14 protein-coding genes are annotated in these 18,136 nt (G+C 64.2%); 4 read left to right on the top strand and 10 right to left on the bottom strand.

What is annotated here, in order from left to right; all coding sequences use genetic code 11:
• Window positions 1–77 precede the first annotated feature (77 nt).
• A complete protein-coding gene (gene ppsA, locus LPW39_RS02360) occupies window positions 78–2,471 on the top strand; it encodes a phosphoenolpyruvate synthase (RefSeq protein ID WP_230771018.1) in 2,394 nt (797 codons plus the stop codon).
• 138 nt (window positions 2,472–2,609) lie between these two features.
• On the opposite strand, the gene wrbA is transcribed toward ppsA, so the two are convergent.
• A complete protein-coding gene (gene wrbA, locus LPW39_RS02355) occupies window positions 2,610–3,209 on the bottom strand; it encodes an NAD(P)H:quinone oxidoreductase (protein WP_116924166.1) in 600 nt (199 codons plus the stop codon).
• 185 nt (window positions 3,210–3,394) lie between these two features.
• Window positions 3,395–4,285 (bottom strand): LysR family transcriptional regulator, encoded by an 891-nt coding sequence (locus LPW39_RS02350; RefSeq protein WP_230771016.1) that lies wholly within the window; start codon window positions 4,283–4,285, stop codon window positions 3,395–3,397.
• A gap of 163 nt (window positions 4,286–4,448) precedes the next feature.
• On the opposite strand from LPW39_RS02350, the gene LPW39_RS02345 reads away from it, so the two are divergent.
• On the top strand, window positions 4,449–5,927 hold the full coding sequence (locus tag LPW39_RS02345; protein WP_230771014.1) for an MFS transporter: 1,479 nt from the start codon (window positions 4,449–4,451) through the stop codon (window positions 5,925–5,927).
• Window positions 5,928–5,931: 4 nt separating this feature from the next.
• Here the strand turns inward: LPW39_RS02345 and LPW39_RS02340 are convergent, their stop codons facing one another.
• A complete protein-coding gene (locus LPW39_RS02340) occupies window positions 5,932–6,570 on the bottom strand; it encodes a helix-turn-helix transcriptional regulator (protein ID WP_230771012.1) in 639 nt (212 codons plus the stop codon).
• Between the two features lie 88 nt (window positions 6,571–6,658).
• Here LPW39_RS02340 and LPW39_RS02335 point away from each other — a divergent pair, with 88 nt between their 5' ends.
• Window positions 6,659–8,101: an MFS transporter gene (locus tag LPW39_RS02335; RefSeq protein ID WP_230771010.1), complete on the top strand. Its 1,443-nt coding sequence runs from the start codon at window positions 6,659–6,661 to the stop codon at window positions 8,099–8,101.
• A gap of 79 nt (window positions 8,102–8,180) precedes the next feature.
• Here LPW39_RS02335 and LPW39_RS02330 read toward each other — a convergent pair whose 3' ends face one another.
• The 5 genes from LPW39_RS02330 to LPW39_RS02310 form a co-directional block, all read right to left on the bottom strand.
• Complete coding sequence (locus LPW39_RS02330) at window positions 8,181–8,975, bottom strand: ABC transporter ATP-binding protein (RefSeq protein WP_230771008.1); 795 nt, start codon at window positions 8,973–8,975, stop codon at window positions 8,181–8,183.
• Window positions 8,976–8,988: 13 nt separating this feature from the next.
• Complete coding sequence (locus LPW39_RS02325; RefSeq protein ID WP_230771006.1) at window positions 8,989–9,873, bottom strand: ABC transporter permease; 885 nt, start codon at window positions 9,871–9,873, stop codon at window positions 8,989–8,991.
• 116 nt (window positions 9,874–9,989) lie between these two features.
• Entirely contained in the window at window positions 9,990–10,958 is a 969-nt protein-coding gene (locus LPW39_RS02320) for an ABC transporter substrate-binding protein (RefSeq protein WP_230771004.1), read from the bottom strand.
• A 332-nt stretch (window positions 10,959–11,290) separates the two neighbouring features.
• Window positions 11,291–11,806, bottom strand: coding sequence for a lipocalin family protein (locus tag LPW39_RS02315; RefSeq protein ID WP_230771003.1), 516 nt, complete (start codon window positions 11,804–11,806; stop codon window positions 11,291–11,293).
• Window positions 11,807–12,175: 369 nt separating this feature from the next.
• A complete protein-coding gene (locus LPW39_RS02310; RefSeq protein WP_230771001.1) occupies window positions 12,176–13,882 on the bottom strand; it encodes an electron transfer flavoprotein-ubiquinone oxidoreductase in 1,707 nt (568 codons plus the stop codon).
• 254 nt (window positions 13,883–14,136) lie between these two features.
• Between LPW39_RS02310 and LPW39_RS02305 the strand changes: the two genes are divergently transcribed.
• Window positions 14,137–14,559, top strand: coding sequence for an acyl-CoA thioesterase (locus LPW39_RS02305; RefSeq protein WP_133855551.1), 423 nt, complete (start codon window positions 14,137–14,139; stop codon window positions 14,557–14,559).
• A 211-nt stretch (window positions 14,560–14,770) separates the two neighbouring features.
• On the opposite strand, the gene LPW39_RS02300 is transcribed toward LPW39_RS02305, so the two are convergent.
• Together LPW39_RS02300 and LPW39_RS02295 are read right to left on the bottom strand one after the other, a co-directional pair.
• The gene (locus tag LPW39_RS02300; RefSeq protein WP_230770999.1) at window positions 14,771–17,212 is read right to left on the bottom strand and encodes a membrane-bound PQQ-dependent dehydrogenase, glucose/quinate/shikimate family; all 2,442 of its coding nucleotides are present in this window, start codon (window positions 17,210–17,212) and stop codon (window positions 14,771–14,773) included.
• Between the two features lie 329 nt (window positions 17,213–17,541).
• Entirely contained in the window at window positions 17,542–17,901 is a 360-nt protein-coding gene (locus LPW39_RS02295) for a hypothetical protein (protein ID WP_230770997.1), read from the bottom strand.
• Window positions 17,902–18,136: the final 235 nt, after the last annotated feature.

Raw genomic sequence — 18,136 nt, 5'->3', positions numbered from 1 at the left:
GAGTCTATGCGTGCGTGCCATTGCCCCCACTGCGGCCATGGGCGCCCGAGCCAGTTTTTAACTTCCGGAGCTTCACCATGTCCAACCTCTACAGCGCGACCGCCTTGGTCGTACCGTTTGAGAACCTGAGAATGACCGACGTCGAGGTCGTAGGCGGCAAGAACGCCTCACTCGGCGAAATGATCTCGCAACTGCCGCAAGGCGTGCGCGTGCCCACTGGCTTTGCCACGACGGCCCACGCCTTCCGTGAGTTCCTGGCCCACGAAGGCCTGGCTGGCAAGATCAGCGCCAAGCTCGCGGCGCTGGATGTGGATGATGTGCGCGCGCTGGCCCAGGTCGGCGCCGAGATCCGTGCCATGGTCGAGGCCCAGCCTTTCCCGCTCGATCTGCAAAAAGCGATTGCCGAGGCCTTTGTGACCTTGCAAGCGGGCAACACCGAGGCCTCGTTTGCCGTGCGCTCCTCGGCCACCGCAGAAGACCTGCCTGACGCTTCGTTCGCCGGCCAGCAAGAAACCTTCCTGAACGTGGTGGGCATCGACGATGTGCTGCACAAGATGAAGGAAGTGTTTGCCTCGCTCTACAACGACCGCGCCATCTCCTACCGCGTGCACAAGGGCTTTGAGCACGATGTGGTGGCCCTGTCGGCCGGTGTACAACGCATGGTGCGCTCGGACAAGGGTGCCGCAGGCGTGATGTTCACTATCGATACCGAATCGGGCTTTGACCAGGTGGTCTTCATCACCTCCAGCTATGGCCTGGGTGAGACCGTGGTGCAGGGCGCCGTGAACCCGGACGAGTTCTATGTGCACAAGCCCATGCTCGAAGCGGGCAAGCAGGCACTGATCCGCCGCAACCTGGGCTCCAAGCTGCTGCAGATGGTGTTTGCAACGCCTGAGGAAAAAGCAGCCTCCGGCAAGCTGGTGAGCACCACCGATGTGAGCCCCGAGCTGCGCAACCGCTATTCGCTGACCGATGCCGAAGTGCATGAGCTGGCGCAGTACGCGCTGGTGATCGAGAAGCACTATGCCCGCCCGATGGATATCGAATGGGGCAAGGACGGCACCGACGGCAAGCTCTACATCCTGCAGGCACGCCCTGAGACGGTGAAGAGCCAGTCCAAGGGCCAGGCCGAGCAGCGCTACAAGCTCAAGGGCAGCGGCACCGTGCTGGCCGAAGGCCGCGCGATTGGCCAGAAGATCGGCACCGGCCGTGTGCGCCTGGTCTCCGACATCTCGCAGATGGACCAGGTCGAAGCCGGCGATGTGCTGGTGACCGATATGACCGACCCGAACTGGGAGCCGGTGATGAAGAAGGCGGCGGCCATCGTCACCAACCGCGGTGGCCGTACCTGCCACGCCGCGATCATTGCGCGCGAGCTGGGCATCCCTGCGGTCGTGGGCTGCGGCAATGCCACCGACTTGCTGAAGGACGGCACCCTGGTGACGGTCAGCTGCGCGGAAGGCGATACCGGCCGCATCTATGACGGCCTGCTCGAAACCGAAGTGACCGAGGTCAAGCGTGGCGAGATGCCGCCGATCAAGACCAAGATCATGATGAACGTGGGCAACCCCCAGCTGGCCTTTGACTTTGCCCAGCTGCCCAATGAGGGCGTGGGTCTGGCGCGTCTGGAATTCATCATCAACAACAACATCGGCGTGCACCCCAAGGCCATCTTGGACTACCCCGCTGTGGATGCCGACCTGAAGAAGGCCGTTGAGTCCGTGGCCCGTGGCCATGCCTCGCCACGCGCTTTCTACGTGGACAAGATCACCGAAGGTGTGGCAACGATCGCTGCGGCGTTCTACCCCAAGCCGGTCATCGTGCGCATGTCGGACTTCAAGTCCAACGAATACCGCAAGCTGATCGGCGGCAGCCGCTACGAGCCCGATGAAGAAAACCCGATGCTGGGCTTCCGTGGTGCAGCGCGCTACATCTCCAAGGACTTCGGCGAAGCCTTCAAGATGGAATGCGAGGCGCTCAAGCGCGTGCGCAACGACATGGGCCTGACCAATGTCAAGATCATGATCCCCTTCGTGCGTACCCTGGACCAGGCCAAGCGCGTGACCGAGCTGCTGGCGGCCAATGGCCTCAAGCGCGGCGAGAACGGTCTGGAAGTCATCATGATGTGCGAAGTGCCCTCGAACGCCATCCTGGCCGATGAGTTCCTGGAGTACTTCGACGGCTTCTCGATCGGCTCGAACGACCTGACCCAGCTGACCCTGGGCCTGGACCGTGACTCCGGTCTGGAACTGCTGGCTGCCGACTTTGACGAGCGCGACCCTGCCGTCAAGAAGATGCTCGAGCGCGCTATCACCGCCTGCCTGGCACAGAACAAGTACGTCGGTATCTGCGGCCAGGGCCCTTCGGACCACCCTGACTTTGCGCAGTGGCTGGCGGACAAGGGCATTGCCTCGATCTCGCTGAACCCCGACAGCGTGATTGACACCTGGCAGCGCCTGGCCGCCAAGTAAGCGGCACTGCCCTGCCACCAGCACGGTGGCAGGCGCCTCACAAGGCGCCAAAACCAAAAAGCCAAAAAGCCAGTCAGAACCTCTGACTGGCTTTTTTACGTTCTAAGACTGCTTCAGCCGGCCGGGCCGGCGAAAGGCTCAGGCGCTCAGCTTGGCGGCCAGTGCGGCGACCTTGGCGCCCTGGGCAAAGGCCAGTTCCAGCTCGGGGGCGGATGGCTGGCGCGAGCCATCGGCACCGGCCAGGGTGGCAGCGCCGTAGGGCGAGCCGCCCTTGGCCTGCGAGAGGTCAAACTGCGAAGGCAGACCAAAGCCGGCGGGCACGATCACCATGCCGTGGTGGGCCAGGGTGTTCCAGAAAGAGGTCACGGTGGTTTCCTGGCCGCCCAGGGTGCCCGTGGAGGTGAACACGCTGCCGACCTTGCCCGACAGCGCGCCCTTGGCCCAGAGGCCGCCGGTCTGGTCGAGGAAGCTGCGCATCTGGCCGCTCATATTGCCAAAACGGGTAGGGGTGCCAAAGATGATGGCGTCGTACTCGGCCAGCTCGGCGGGCGTGGCGACGGCGGCTGCTTGGTCCACCTTGCCGCCAGCGGCCTGGAAGGCCTCTTGCGGCATGGTCTCGGGTACACGCTTGATGACAACCTCGGTGCCGGCGACACTGCGTGCGCCTTCGGCGATCTTGCCGGCCATGGTCTCGATGTGACCGTACATGGAATGGTAGAGAACCAGAACTTTAGCCATGGTGAATATTTCCTCAATCGTTGAATACGGACCGCAACCGCGGTGAAGAGCGCCTGCTTGCCATTGGTGGTTGGCGCCTGTATCTACTGTAGGGCTTGGGCACCTGTTTGGGGTGCCGCTGGTTTGAACGCAGCGTTGCATGGATTTGAACAATCGCTGCCAGCCCGCCCACCGGCCGCTGGCCATCACCAGGCGCTGCGCGCCAGCAGCAGCTTGCACAGCGCCTGCACCTTGGGCGAGGCATGGCGTGTGCGCGGGTAGACCAGGGAGAGCTCACGGCTGCGGCCTTCGAGTGCGGGCAGCAGCCGTTCCAGCCGGCCATCGGCCAGCGCATCGCGCACCGCAAACCCCATCACCTGGGCCACGCCCAGGCCGGCGATCGCGCCTTCGATCAAGGGGTCGCCACTGTCAAAGCGGATGGCATGGGGCGCGGGCCAGTCGATGGTGCTGCCATCGGGCAGGCGAAACTGCCAGGGCACGGCAAAACCCCGGTAGTGGTTGTAGACCGACAGGCAGCGGTGCGCGGCGAGCTCTTCCAGGTTCTGCGGCCGGCCATGGCGGGCCGTATAGGCGGGTGAGGCGACCGTCACCCAGTGCAGCGGCGGCAGCGGCCGGCCGATCATCCGGCTGTCGAGCAAGGGGCCGATGCGCACCGCAGCGTCAAAACCCTCGTCCACCATGTCCACCAGTCGGTCGGTGAAGCTGGCCTCGATCTGCAGGCCCGGGTATTGCTGCAGCAGTTGACCGAGCAACGGTGTCAGCACCACCCGGCCCAGCACCGAGGGCGCCGTCATGCGCAGCACGCCGGTGGGCTCGCAGCGCCGGTCCAGCAGCTGCTGCCTGGCATCGTCCAGCCCGGCGATCAGCGCGGCACTGCGGTCCACCAGCAGGCAGCCATCGGGGGTCAGCGACACATTGCGGGTATTGCGGTGGAGCAGGCGCGTGCCCAGGTCGGCCTCCAACTGCGCAATGGCGCGGGAGATGCGCGACTGCGTGGTGCCCAGGCAGTGGGCGGCCTGGGTAAAGCTCTTGTGCTCGGCCACCTTGATCAGCATCTGTACCGCGTTCAAATCCATGGGGCTGCTCCAGCCAAACTATTGATTCATTTTTGCATAAGTAAAAGATGGGTTTGCTGTTTATCTTCGTTATTGATTTAAATACCATGTCGCCATGACCGGTCATCACCCGCCTGCAGGCGCTGCCCCAGCACTGCAGGTTCGTATGTTTTGGAGTGATGAAGTGACCCTTGAAAAACCTGTGCACCCCGCTGGGGTGCTGCGCCATCCGCGCGCCGCGCTGGCCCTGCTGTCGTTGGCGCAGCTGCTGATTGCGCTCGATGCCACGATTGTCTTTGTCGCGCTGGATGCCATGGGCCAGCAGCTGCAGCTCGATGCCCGCCACCTGCAATGGGTCATCAGCGGCTACAGCGTGGCCTTTGGCGGTTGCCTGCTGCTGGGCGGGCGCTGCGCGGATCTGCTGGGCCAGCGCCGCATGTATGTGGCGGCGATGGCGCTGTTTGGCTTGGCGTCCTTCGCCGGTGGCTTTGCGCATCTGACCTGGCAACTGGTGGCGGCACGGGCCGGGCAGGGCGTGGCAGCGGCGCTGCTGTTCCCGGCCACCTTGTCGATGATCAATACCTTGTACGCCGCCGGCGCCGAGCGCAACCGCGCGCTGGCCGTGTGGAGCATGGCCAGCGCCGGTGGTCTGGCGGCCGGTGCCTTGCTGGGCGGCCTGCTGACCCAGACCCTGGGCTGGAACTGGGTGCTCTGGGTGCTGGTGCCGATTGCCTGGCCTTGCGCGATTGCCGCAGGCCGCTACCTGCCGGCGATGCCTGCCGTGCCCGCTGCGCAGCGCCGTTTTGACCTGCTGGGCTGCATCAGCGTGACCGTGGGTGCGAGTGCCTTGGTGGCCGTGCTGGTGCAGGGCCCGCAATGGGGTTGGGGCGATCTGCGCACGGCTAGCTTGCTGGTGCTGGCGCTGGCCGCGTTGGGCCTGTTCTGGCGCACCGAGGCGCGGGTGGCCGCGCCCTTGATGCCGTTGGCCATGCTGCGGGTGGGCAGCCTGCAGACCAGCATGCTGCTGGCCATGCTGTTCATGAGCAGCTATGGCGTGCAGTACTACTTTTTGGGCCTGTATTTCCAGCAGGTGCTGGGCTGGAGCCCGCTGCAGGCCGGCCTGGCCTTTGTGCTGCCAACGGCGGTGTGCACCTGGGGCATACGCCTGGCTGAACGCGGCCTGGCGCAGCAGGGTACACGCAGCGTGCTGCTGCGGGGCTGGGCAGCCGGTGTGCTGGGCATGGTCTGGATTGCGGCGGTGCTGCCGCTGGCTGGCAACTATGCCTGGCTGGTGCCCGGCTTTGTGGTGATGAGCCTGGGCCAGGGCGCCAGTTGGACAGGCATGTGGGTCCTCGTGGGCCAGGGCATTGCGCCGGCGCGCCAAGGCGTGGCATCGGGGGTGGCGGCTACCGCGCAGCAGGTGGGTGCCGCGCTGGGCCTGGCCTTGCTGGTGATGCTGGCGGCCGCGCCGCTGGCCGGCCTGGAGGGGGCCAGCGCCGAGACCCTGCGCCAGGCCAATGCCCAGGGCTTGCAGCATGCGCAATGGGGTGCAGCGGGCCTGGCCTTGCTGGCCTGGCTGGTCTGCCTGCGCATGGCCAAGCCGCAGGCGCAGTCACGCACCGATGCCCAGCCGGCGGGCGAAGGCAGTGGCGCTTGCGCCTGAGCGGCTACAGTGGCTGCACCAGGTAGACGCAGCGCTGGCCGCCTTCGAGCAGGTACTCGCTGCGCTCGAGGGTGGCCAGGCCTTCGACTACTTCCTGGAACAGCGCCTGCTCCGAACGGCAAAAGCCCCGGCAGCTTTGCGCAGCTGCACAGATGGGGCAGTGGTGCTCCACCAACAGCCAGCCTTGCGGGTGGGGCTCGACATGGGCCATATAGCCTTCCTGGGTGCGTACCTCGGCCAGCTGGGCCAGGCGCTCGGGCAGGCCGGGGGCGGTGCAGGCCTGGCGGTAGCGGCTGCGAGATTGCGCTTCGCGCTCGCTGATCAGGCCGTCCATGCCTTGCTGGCCAAACAGCTTTTCGATCGCGCCAATCAGCTGCACCGTGAGCTGGGCATGCGCGTCGGGGAAGTAGCGCTGGCCCGCTGCGGTCAAGGTCCACAACTGGCGCGGCCGGCCTGCGCCCGCCGGCTTTTGCAGATCGGCCTGCACCAGGCCCTGGTCGGCCAGCTTGTTGATCTGCTGGCGGGCGGCCTCAGCCGTCATCTGCAGCGTGCGCGCCAGGTCGGCCGTGCTCGCGGGGGCCTGGCGCTTGAGCGCCTCCAGCATGCGCATGGTGGCTGAGGGATCGATGGGGAGCGATGGCATTTATTAATGCAAGCAATAGCTTGTTTTATTGCTGGGGCTGGGGAATTATCAAAGACAATGCTTGCATTATTTCACAACAAGGAATGGCATGGCATCGTCCCCTTCATCGTCACTCAATACAGCCGCTGTGCCGGTGCCCGAAGCACCGGCCGGCTGGGCCCAGCTGCTGGGCCGGCCCCATGGCCTCAAGGCGCTGGCGCTGACCGGCGCGGTCGCCATGCATGCGATCAATGTGCATATCGTCACCACCATCCTGCCCTCGGTGGTGCAGGAGATTGGCGGTCTGGCCTGGTATGCCTGGAGCACTACCTTGTTTGTCGTGGCCTCCATCATCGGCGCCGCACTGGCGGTGCGCATGCTGGCCGGCTGGGGTGCACGGGGCGCCATGCTGGCGGGCCTGCTGGTGTTCAGCTTGGGCAGCCTGCTGTGCGCGACGGCGCCGTCCATGCCCATGCTGCTGTTGGGCCGCGCGGTGCAGGGCCTGGGCGGTGGCGCAGTGGGTGCGCTGAGCTACACCTTGATCCGGCTGGTGTTTCCGCCCGCGCTGTGGCCGCGTGCGATTGGGCTGATTTCGGCCATGTGGGGCGTGGCCACCTTGAGCGGCCCGGCGGTAGGCGGCCTGTTTGCCCAGGCCGGCCATTGGCGGCTGGCCTTTGGGGCCTTGCTGCCTTTGTTGGTGCTGCAAATGCTGCTGGTGCAGCGCCAGCTGGCGCCGCAGCGCCTGCTGCGCACCACACCCGCGCAGGATGGCGGCATTGCCGGCCCGCAGATCGCGCTGCTGGCGCTGTCGGTGCTGTTGGTGGCGTCGGCCAGCGTGGTCACGGCGCCGCTTTGGCAATGGCTGCTGGCTGCGGCCGGTTTGCTGGCCGGTGCGGCCGCGATCTGGCATGAGCGCCGCGCCAGCCGCCGCTTGCTGCCGCAGGGCGGCACGGCCTTGGGCCAGCCGCTGGGCATGCTCTATGCTGCCGTCGCCTTGCTGCTGATAGGAACGATGACGGAGGTGTTTGTGCCCTATCTGCTGCAGCATCTGCACGGCCTGCAGCCTTTGACGGCCGGCTATGTGACGGCCTTGCTCGCCGGCGGCTGGTCAGTGGCATCGGTGCTTTTCTCGGGCAAGAGCGGCCGTGCGGGCAGGGCGCTGATGCTGATCGGCCCACTGCTGTGCACCTTGGGCCTGGTGGCGCTGGCGCTGGCCATGCCCTGGCAGGGGATGGCGGCCCTGGTGGTCTGCGGCATTGCGCTGGCGCTGCTGGGCCTTGGCGTGGGCATGGCCTGGCCGCATGTGCTCAATGCCATCATGCACAGCGCCAGTGCGCAGAAGGCCGACAGCGCCGCCTCGGGCATCACCACGGTGCAGCTCTATGGCATGGCCGTCGGTGCCGCGCTGGTGGGCCTGGTGGCCAATGCGCTGGGGCTGACGGCGCTGGCCGACCCGGCAGCGCTGGGCCGCTCGGCGCTCTGGCTGTTTGCGGTGTTTGCGCTGTTCCCTGCGCTGGCGGCCTGGTCGCTGCGGCGCTTTTTGCGCGGCTAATCGCCTGGCAGCAGGCATAAAAAAACAGCGGATGCCACCTGGGTGGCTCCGCTGTTTTTGGGGTGGATGCGGGTGTTGCTCAGCTCAGCAGCAGGGCATCATCGGCGAGCTTTTCACCGCGCACCTTCTCGAACATCTGCAGCAGATCGGGCACGTCCATCTTGGCGCGTTCCTCGCCGCTGACGTCGAGCACCACCTGGCCCTGGTGCAGCATCACTGTACGCTCGCCCACATCCAGCGCCTGGCGCATGCTGTGGGTGACCATCATCGTCGTGAGCTTGCCTTCGTCAACGATGCGGGCGGTGAGCTTGAGCACAAAGTCGGCGGTGCGCGGATCGAGCGCGGCGGTGTGCTCGTCCAGCAGCAGAATGCGCGAAGGCTGCAGCGCGGCCATCAGCAGGCTGACGGCCTGGCGCTGGCCGCCCGAGAGCAGGCCAATGCGGTCGGTCAGACGGTTTTCCAGGCCCAGGCCCAGGGTGGCGAGCTTTTCGCGGTAGAGCGCACGGTTGGCTTGCTTGACAGCCTTGGACAGGCCGCGAAAGTTGCCGCGCTCGTGCGCCAGGGCCATGTTCTCTTCGATCGACAGGTCTTCGCAGGTGCCGGCCATCGGGTCCTGGAACACGCGGGCCACCTTGTGGGCGCGGTCCCAGACGGGCTTGCGGGTCATGTCTTCGCCGTCGATGACGATGCTGCCCGAGTCGACCATCAGGTCGCCAGAGATGGCGTTCAAAAAGGTCGATTTGCCTGCGCCATTGGAGCCGATGACGGTGACGAACTGGCCAGCTGGAATATCCAGCGCCATGCCGCGCAGCGCGCGGGTTTCGATGGGGGTGCCGGGGTTGAAGGTGATCTTGAGGTCTTTTGCGCTCAGCATGTCTCTCTCCTTGTCAGTGCTTTTTCGCAAAACGACGTTTGAGTTGGGGGATGACCAGCGCGATCGTGACCAGCAAGGCCGTCACCAGGTTCAGATCCTGGGCCTTGAGGCCGATGAAGTCGCTGTTCAGCGCCAGCGCAATGAAGAAGCGGTAGACGATGGCGCCAATGACCACGGCCAGGGTGGCCAGAATCAGCTTGCGCGAAGGCAGGATGGACTCGCCAACGATCACCGCTGCCAGACCGATCACGATGGTGCCGATGCCCATGGAGCTGTCGGCGCCGCCCTGGGTCTGGGCAAACAGCGCGCCCGCCAGGCCCACCAGGCCGTTGGAGACGGCCATGCCCAGCAGGATCATGCCGCCGGTGTTGACGCCCTGTGCGCGCGCCATGCGCGCATTGGTGCCGGTGGCGCGAATGGCCAGGCCCCGTTCGGTCAGGAAGAACCAGTCCATCGCCAGCTTGGCCAGGACCACGATCACACACATCAGCAGCGGGCGGAACACATAGTCTTCGATGCCGGCAGGTTGCAGCTGGTTGAACAAGGTGGGGTCGTTGATCAGCGGCACATTGGGGCCGCCCATGATGCGCAGGTTGATGGAGTACAGCGCGATCATCATCAGGATCGACGCGAGCAGGTCCATGATCTTGAGCTTGACATTGAGCCAGCCGGTGATCAGGCCGGCAACCGCGCCGGCCAGGGTGGCACCGATGGTGGCCAGAAACGGGCTGTAGCCACCGGTGATCATCACGGCGCAGACAGCAGCGCCCAAGGGGAAGCTGCCATCGACCGTCAGGTCAGGAAAGCGCAGCAGGCGGAAGGAGATGAACACACCGAGCGCGACCAGCGCGAAGATCAGGCCGATCTCGATGGCTCCCAAGAATGAAAATAAGGTCATGGAGTTTTCTTATCTGATGGGGTCTGGATAACGAACAAGCCCCGCTTCTGGCGGGGCTGCGTCTTGTCACCCCCTGGGCTGCGCGGGTTGCACAGCCACAGGCGAGGCGGCATCCATCACTGAATTACTTTGGCAGCCGACTTGACGAGCTCGTCGGACAGCTTGACGCCTTGCTTTTCAGCGGCACCAGGGTTCACATGCAGTTCCATCTTGCTGGAGACTTCGGTCTTGATGTCGCCGGGCTTTTCACCCTTGAGGATACGTGCCACCATGCGTCCGGTCTGCTCGCCCAGATCGCGGTAGTTGATACCCAGGGCGGCCACAGCGCCACGGGCCACCGAGTCGGTGTCCGAAGCCACCAGCGGCAGCTTGGAATCCTGGCCGACCTTGACCAGGGCTTCATAGGACGACACCACGTTGTTGTCGGTATTGGTGTAGATCACATCGGCCTTGCCGACCAGCGAGCGCGCTGCGCTGGAGACGTCCACCGAACGCGGAGCAGCCGCTTCCACCAGGGTCATGCCCATCTTGGGCAGCAGCTCCTTCAGCTCTTTGACGACCACGGCGGAGTTGGCCTCGCCGGGGTTGTAAACCATGCCGACGCGCTTGGCGTTGGGCACCACCTTCTTCAGCAGTTCCATCTGCTTGTCCAGGGCCAGCAGGTCGGACACGCCGGTCACGTTGTTTTTCGATGGCTCCCAGCTGGGCACCAGCTTGGCGGCCACGGGGTCGGTTACGGCGGAGAAGACCACGGGCACGGTCTTGGTGGCGGCGACGACGGCTTGGGCCGATGGCGTGGCGATGGCGACGATGGCATCGGGCTTGTCACCGACAAACTTGCGGGCGATCTGGGCTGCGGTGCCAGGATTGCCCTGGGCGCTTTGGTACTGCCACTTGAGGTTCTTGCCTTCTTCAAAGCCTTCGGCCTTGAGTGCTGCCTTGACGCCGTCGCGCACTGCGTCCAGCGCAGGGTGTTCCACGATGGCCGTCACGGCCACCGATTTCTGGTCGGCTGCCTGTGCGGGCGCGATGGCCGCGATTGCCAGTGCCACTGCGCCCAGAGGGGCCCAAGCCAATTTCTTCATGCGTATATCTCCGCCAAATGTTCTGCAGCACTGCTGCTTGATCCGCCCCCTGTTACAACAGGGGGCAAACAGGTAGCAGCAGTCTACACCCCGCCACCCATGGGATGACACATTTGTGATCTATGGGATTGCCCTAGTTGCAGCGCTGCCTTAAAAGCTGTGCTTGGTTGCGCAAGTTGGCATGTGCTCGCAGTAATATTTATTGGAATAGTTTCTTGGATCAATAAAACTGTGTTTGGTGGAGAAATATGCAGCGCTCGGGCAATAAAACTGTGCGTCGAATTTTGTCTGCCGCAGGCCCTTGAAGCGCGATTGGCGCGTACCCAGGGTAATCACCGAGGCGCTGCGTCCTGGTCAGGAACGGCCCATTGCAGCGGCGCCTTGAGCAGGTTCTGGCGCGTGGCCAGTTGTTCCAGCGGTGCGCGCATCCCGGGCTCCAGCTCGCTGCGTCGGCTCAGGATGGAAAAAGACTTGGGACTCGGCCCCGAAACCATTGCCCACTGGTAGTTGGGGTCCAGCGCGACGACGTAGTAGCTGACTCCAAAGGGCCCGAAGCGGCTGATGCTGAAATGCACCGGCATGGGCAGCTGGTAGTGGCTGCTCAGCGCCGCACCCTTGGCATCGACTGGCGCCATATAGTCCTGGCGGCGGTCCCAGCGGTTGGAGAGCGGATCGTAGGAGGTGGCGATCACCCGCACGCCGCCGTCATAGCGCTGCAGAAATTCATAGCGTTCGCGCGTGCGCAAGGCATCCTGAGGCTCTTCGACCTTGGCAACCTTGTACCAAAGGCCCATAAAGCGCTCCAAGTCGAGCGCAGCGGCCGACACCAGCGGTGCAGGGGATGTCAACGTTGGCGAAGGTGCTGCAGCCTTGGCAGGCGTGGGGGGCGGCGAGCGCTTGGCCCGTTTCACCAGCGGGGGAGGCGACGGGGTTGCCGATGCAGGGGGGGTGATGATACCGCCAGCCCCCACCACACTTGCCAGCACTGCACATAGCAGCTTCAAGCCACTGCGCGTTCTGCGGGCGCAGGCCAAACCCTCGGAGCCCAAGGGCCTGGATCGGGCTGATAAGCAGGGGGAGCGGAACCAGACAAACATGGGGCCATTGTCTGCAAGCCAGCTTTGGCGTGCTTGTCGGCCAAGTTCGGCAATCCATGGCGGGCCGGCCCGTGTTTGCCCTGCCATGGAAACCCGAGGAGTTGGTTCTAGGAACCGTGCTTACATGCCCGTGTAGTTCGGGCCGCCACCGCCTTCGGGCGTTACCCAGACGATGTTCTGGGTGGGGTCCTTGATGTCGCAGGTCTTGCAGTGCACGCAGTTTTGCGCATTGATCTGCAGGCGCTGGGCATCACCGCCCTGGCTTTCATCCGCCACGAACTCATAGACCCCTGCCGGGCAGTAGCGCTGCTCGGGGCCGGCGTACTTGGCCAGGTTGATCTGCACCGGCACGCTGGCATCCTTCAAGGTCAGATGGGCGGGCTGGTCTTCAGCATGGTTGGTGCCGCTGATGAAGACGCTGGAGAGGCGGTCAAAGGTCAGCTTGCCATCGGGCTTGGGGTACTGGATAGGCTCGCATTCCGACGCAGGCTTGAGGTAGGCATGGTCGGGCTTGTCGCGGTGCAGGGTCCAGGGCATGTTGCCGCGCAGCACAAACTGCTCCAGGCCGTTCATGATGGAGGCGGTGACCAGGCCCTTCTTGAACCAGCTCTTGAAGTTGCGGCTCTTGTTGAGTTCTTCGTAGAGCCAGCTCTTTTCAAACGCGGCCGGGTAGGCGCTCAGCTCATCGCCCTGGCGGCCAGCGGCAATGGCGTCAAAAGCGGCTTCTGCGGCCAGCATGCCGGTCTTGATGGCGGCGTGGCTGCCCTTGATGCGGCTGACGTTCAGGAAACCGGCATCGCAACCGACCAGCGCGCCACCAGGGAACACGGTCTTGGGCAGGCTCATCAGGCCGCCGGCGGTGATGGCGCGGGCGCCATAGCCGATGCGCTTGGCCGGCTTGATGCCCTTGGACTCATCGCCTTCCAGGTAGTAGCGGATGTTGGGGTGGGTCTTCCAGCGCTGCATCTCCTCGAACGGAGACAGGTAGGGGTTGGAATAATCCAGACCGGTGATGAAGCCCAGGGTGACCTTGTTGTCGTCCAGGTGGTAGAGGAAGGCGCCACCGTAGGTGTCGTTGTTCATCGGCCAGCCGGCGGTGTGCATCACAAAGCCAGGCTGGTGGCGCTGGGGATCGATCTCCCACAACTCCTTCACACCCAGGCCATAGGTCTGCGGGTCCTTGCCTTCGTCGAGCTTGAACCTGGCGATCAGCTGCTTGCCCAGGTTGCCACGCGAGCCTTCGGCAAAGATGGTGTATTTGCCATGCAGCTCCATGCCCAGCTGGAACTCGCCGGTGGGCTCGCCGTTCTTGCCGACGCCCATGTTGCCGGTGGCTACGCCCTTGACGGAACCGTCTTCGTTGTAGACCACTTCAGCGGCGGCAAAGCCTGGGAAAATCTCGACGCCCAGGGCCTCGGCCTGCTCGGCCAGCCATTTGACGACAAAGCCCAGCTGCACGATGTAGTTGCCTTCGTTGTGGAAGCAGGGCGGCAGCAGCCAGTTGGGGGTGCGCAGACCGGATTTTTCGCTCAGGAAGACCATCGCGTCTTCGGTCACCGGCTGGGTCAAAGGTGCGCCCTTGGCTTTCCAATCAGGGATCAGCTCGGTCAGCGCGCGGGGGTCCATGATGGCGCCCGACAAGGTGTGCGCGCCGGGCTCGGAGCCTTTTTCCAGCACGACGACGGAGACATCGCTGCCTTTTTCCGCCGCCAGCTGCTTCAAACGGATGGCCGTGGCCAGCCCGCCTGGGCCGCCGCCGACGATGACAACGTCGTACTCCATCGACTCGCGGGGGCCATATTGGGCCAGTATTTCTTCGTTGGTCATCGGGGCTCCGTACAAATTCTTTTGAAACTGATCTAGCAGGCATGCAGCAGATCTGAAGGGTCGGCGCTGGGTTGCATGCAGTGCCATGGATTTTAGGGCGATGTTGCAGTGCGGTAACCGCCTTCATCCTAGGGTTAGCCCTAGATTTACGGCCTTCTCCGCTCTGATTTCTGAGACAGGGGCTTTGTGGCTGTGAAAGTCGGCGACAAGGGCCGGTGGCTGGCGCCTGCAGCCTGACCGTAATATGCCAGTCTATGAAAATCTTGCTTCCTGACCACAAACGCTGGGTTCATGACTCGCTGATGGATGTTCGCTGGGGGGATATGGACAGTCTGGGCCATGTCAACAACACCGTGTATTTTCGCTACATGGAAAGCGCACGGGTGGAGTGGCTGCGCTCGACGCGCGACACCCCCCATGGCGCGGGCCAGGGCCCGGTGGTGGTGAACTGCTTTTGCAACTACCTGCGCCAGATCGAGTACCCGGCCCAGCTGGTCGTCAAGATGTATGTCAGCGATGCGGCACGCACGGCCTTCGAGACCTGGTACCACATCGAAAAGCAGGGCGCGCCCGGCGAGGTCTACGCCAGCGGTGGTGCCACCGTGCTCTGGGTGGATTTCGCGCGCCAGAAGGCAGTGGATCTGCCCGACTGGATGCGTGGCATGGTGGAAGGCTGATAACACCGGATTTTGCTGCGGTTGGCTGATTTGCGATGCATTGTCGCGATGCAGTTTTGCTATGCAATGTATAGCAAATCAAAACCTGTGGCAGTTTTGGGGTGGGTCGGCGTCTGGTGTCATGCCCTGCATCCCGCGCAGGCATGAAAAAGCCCGGTGAAGGCCTTCCCTGGCGGGAAGTCTTGCACCGGGCGGCTGGGGCCGAGGCGGATCAGCGGCGTGGCAGCGCGTAGGCGATCACATAGTCGCCACGGTCAGGCGAGTTGCGTGCACCGCCTGCCGAGACCAGCACAAACTGCTGGCCCGTCACCGGCGACTGGTAGCTGATGGGCGTGCCCTGGCTGCCCACGGGCAGGCGTGCTTTCCACACTTCCTGGCCGGTGCCGGTTTCATAGGCACGCAGGTAGTAATCCTGCGTGGCGGCGATAAAGACCAGACCGCCTTGCGTGGCCATGGTGCCACCAATGGTGGGCATGCCAATGGGGATGGGCAGGCCCATCTTGATGCCGAAGGGCCCCGTGTCCTTGACGGTGCCGACCGGCACTTGCCAGGCGATCTGCTGGGTCTTCAGGTCCACGGCAGTCAGCGTGCCAAAAGGCGGCTTCTGGCAAGGGATCTCCAGCGGCGACATGAAGCGCACCTTGGCGTTGATCGCATAAGGCGTGCCATCCAGCGGCACGGGCTTGGTGATCGCAGCGGCTTCGTTGCCGTCGGACTTGGCGCCGGCATCGGCCGGGTCGGCCTTGATCAGCTGCACTTCCAGGCCCACGCGCATGTCGTTGATGAACAGGTAGTTGTTGGTCGGGTCGACCGAGATGCCACCCCAGTTCATGCCACCCAGCGAGCCGGGCAGGTTCAAGGATGCATCGGTGCCCGGCGGCGTGAACAGGCCGGTGTAGCGCTTGGACTTGAACTTCAGGCGGCAGAGCAGCTGGTCAAACGGCGTCGCACCCCACATGTCGGATTCGCGCATGTCGTCGGCGCCGATGTTGGGCATCCCGACCGAGAAAGGCTGGGTGGGCGAATAGGTCTCGCCCTCGATCTTGCCGGCGGGCACGCGGCGCTCTTCCACCTGGGTCAGAGGTTGGCCGGTCGCGCGGTCCAGCACAAAGATCTGGCCGGCCTTGGTGCCGAACACCAGCGCAGGCGTGGTCTTGCCGCCGGCGCCGGGGAAGTCCACCAACGAAGGCTGCATCGGCACATCGAAGTCCCAGAGGTCATCGTGCACGGTCTGGTAGACCCATTTTTCCTTGCCGGTGCTGGCATCCACAGCCAGCATCGAGGCGCCGTACTTGCGGTCCAGCGCGGTGTGCTTCACACCCCAGAGGTCCACCGCCGCGCTGCCCACGGGCATGAACACGGTGTTGGACTGCGGGTCGTAGGACATCGGTGCCCAGACGTTGGGGGTCGAGCGCACATAGGTCTTGCCGTCAGCGGGGGCGGTCTGGTCGTCAGGGTTGCCCGGGTCAAAGGCCCAGCGCAGCGCGCCGCTCACCACATCAAAGCCACGCACCACGCCGCCAGGCATGTCAGTGCTGACATTGTCGGCCACGCGGCCACCAATCACGATGGTGGTGCCGGCCAGGGTGGGGGCGGAGGTGGGGTAGTACTCGCCCTTGTCAGCGCCCTTGCCCAGGCCATTGCGCAGGTCCACGCGGCCGTGGGTACCAAAGTCTTCGCAGAAGGCGCCGGTGTCGGCGTCCAGGGCGATCAGCTCAGGCGCCACGCTGTTCATCAGAATGCGGCGTTGGCAGGCGGCGCCAGGCGCCACGCTCACGGCCTGCACCGGCGTTGCGCCGGCCACCGTGGGCTGGCTCAGCGGCTGGGCGGCATCAAAATAGGCCAGGCCACGGCAGCGCATCCACTTTTTCTGCTTGGCATTGATCTCGGTCTTCCAGAGTTCCTTGCCGGTGGTCGCGTCCAGCGCGATCACATTGTTGTGTGGGGTGCAGACAAAGACCTGGTTGCCAATCTGCAGCGGGGTCAGCTGGTCTTCGGCACCGCCGCCGCCAGGGCTCACCGGCACATCACCGGTCTGGTAGCTCCAGGCCACCTGCAGATCCTTGACATTGCTGCGCGTGATCTGGTCCAGCGCCGCAAAGCGGGTACCGCTTGGCGTGCTGCCATAGTGCGCCCAGTCAGCAGGCGCATGGCCCTTGGCCACCGGTTGCAGCACGGTCGCATCCGAGTTGGCCGACACCGAGGCGTGGGGCAGGAACATACCGCCCACGGTCGCCAGGCAGCCCAGCAGCAGCAGGCCGGCCACCACGGTGGAGCCCGACTTGCCAGCTGCCTGGCCGCGTGCACGGCGCAGCACCGGGAAGGACAGCGCCACCAGAATACCGATGCCGGCAAGCAGCAGCAGGCGCGAGACCAGCGGCCAGAAATCCAGGCCCACATCGGCCAGGGCCCAGACTGCCGTTGCCAGCAAGGTCAGGGCATACAGCCAGGCGCCACCGGGGCGGGTGGCGGCAATCAGCAGGCCCGAGAGGACCAGCGCAATCCCGCTGATCAGAAAGTACCAACTGCCTTGCAGCGCCACCAGCTGGTAGCCATAGACAGCAAAGAACAGGCCCGAGGCCAGCAGGCACAGGCCCAGAAGAAGCAGCCAGGCCTTGGAAACCAAGCCGGGTCGCGTGTTATGTTTATCCATTGTCACTATTAGGTTATGCGAATCGCTGCATCGCCGTGGGCGGGCGGATGGCGGGCCTGGGGCCGCAAAGCCCGGCAGGCCCATCGCATGGGCTGGAGAGAGGCGCGGCTTGATCTATGTCATGTCCGCGACAGCGCATTATCGGCGCGGAACAAAGCCGGGGAAGGCGGTGGGTGCAATTTTTGGCGGCAAGCGAGCATACGCCAACACCGCCGCGTACTGCCCGATGCGCTTGTCGTCCGTGCGGCGCAGGCCAGTCGCGGACGGCCAGTCGCGGACGGCCAGTCGAAGTCACAGATGCTGTAACCGACGGAACCTAGAGCCGGTGCTTAGGAGGCGCTGGCCTTGGGCAGCGGCGCCTGCCAGCGCGCGACAAACCAGAAGTAAAAGCCGGCCGCGGCAAAGATGGCGGCCATCACGCCCAGCAGCAGCTGCATGTCTGGGTTGTTGGCATACGGACCCCAGACCACGCGGCCCAGCAATACGGCCACGACCACCGCTGAAATGACGGCGCAACGCCGGTTGCGTGCCAGCACGCGCTTCTCTGCCTGGGCAATGAACAGCTCGGCATGTTCGCCATTGAAACCGGCGGCCTCCAGCTTGGCCAACAAATCTTCGCGCGACTTGCCTTTGAGGATGTCGCGCGCCAGTAGAAAACGAAGAACTTTGTTGGATGCGGAATCGGCCATGGCTTGGATACGGAATACGGAAGAAGGGATGGAGGAAGTGCAAGCCGCCCATTGTGCCCGCGAGACCTAAGCCCCTGATTCTTGACACATTAAGCTACGGGTTAACCATTATTATGGTTGATATGTCGTGAAATATTGCCGAAATGGCTAGATAAAACAAATAATATGACGCTTTAATATGTTCATTTTGACAACTACCGGTTGTAACATTTCTCCATCATTCACCCTGATCAGA

Origin of the sequence: Comamonas koreensis, from assembly GCF_021026195.1 — a bacterium.
GTDB classification, from domain to species: Bacteria; Pseudomonadota; Gammaproteobacteria; order Burkholderiales; family Burkholderiaceae_C; genus Comamonas; species Comamonas koreensis.
Note: the sequence above shows the minus strand (reverse complement) of the source record. Positions and strands in the feature narration are given on the sequence as shown.

Bases quoted from the DNA above. Each gene is read 5' to 3' on its own strand.
- ppsA (WP_230771018.1), top strand. From the start codon at position 78: ATGTCCAACCTCTACAGCGCGACCGCCTTGGTCGTACCGTTTGAGAAC.
- wrbA (WP_116924166.1), bottom strand. From the start codon at position 3,209: ATGGCTAAAGTTCTGGTTCTCTACCATTCCATGTACGGTCACATCGAG.
- LPW39_RS02350 (WP_230771016.1), bottom strand. From the start codon at position 4,285: ATGGATTTGAACGCGGTACAGATGCTGATCAAGGTGGCCGAGCACAAG.
- LPW39_RS02340 (WP_230771012.1), bottom strand. From the start codon at position 6,570: ATGCCATCGCTCCCCATCGATCCCTCAGCCACCATGCGCATGCTGGAG.
- LPW39_RS02335 (WP_230771010.1), top strand. From the start codon at position 6,659: ATGGCATCGTCCCCTTCATCGTCACTCAATACAGCCGCTGTGCCGGTG.
- LPW39_RS02330 (WP_230771008.1), bottom strand. From the start codon at position 8,975: ATGCTGAGCGCAAAAGACCTCAAGATCACCTTCAACCCCGGCACCCCC.
- LPW39_RS02325 (WP_230771006.1), bottom strand. From the start codon at position 9,873: ATGACCTTATTTTCATTCTTGGGAGCCATCGAGATCGGCCTGATCTTC.
- LPW39_RS02320 (WP_230771004.1), bottom strand. From the start codon at position 10,958: ATGAAGAAATTGGCTTGGGCCCCTCTGGGCGCAGTGGCACTGGCAATC.
- LPW39_RS02310 (WP_230771001.1), bottom strand. From the start codon at position 13,882: ATGACCAACGAAGAAATACTGGCCCAATATGGCCCCCGCGAGTCGATG.
- LPW39_RS02305 (WP_133855551.1), top strand. From the start codon at position 14,137: ATGAAAATCTTGCTTCCTGACCACAAACGCTGGGTTCATGACTCGCTG.
- LPW39_RS02300 (WP_230770999.1), bottom strand. From the start codon at position 17,212: ATGGATAAACATAACACGCGACCCGGCTTGGTTTCCAAGGCCTGGCTG.
- LPW39_RS02295 (WP_230770997.1), bottom strand. From the start codon at position 17,901: ATGGCCGATTCCGCATCCAACAAAGTTCTTCGTTTTCTACTGGCGCGC.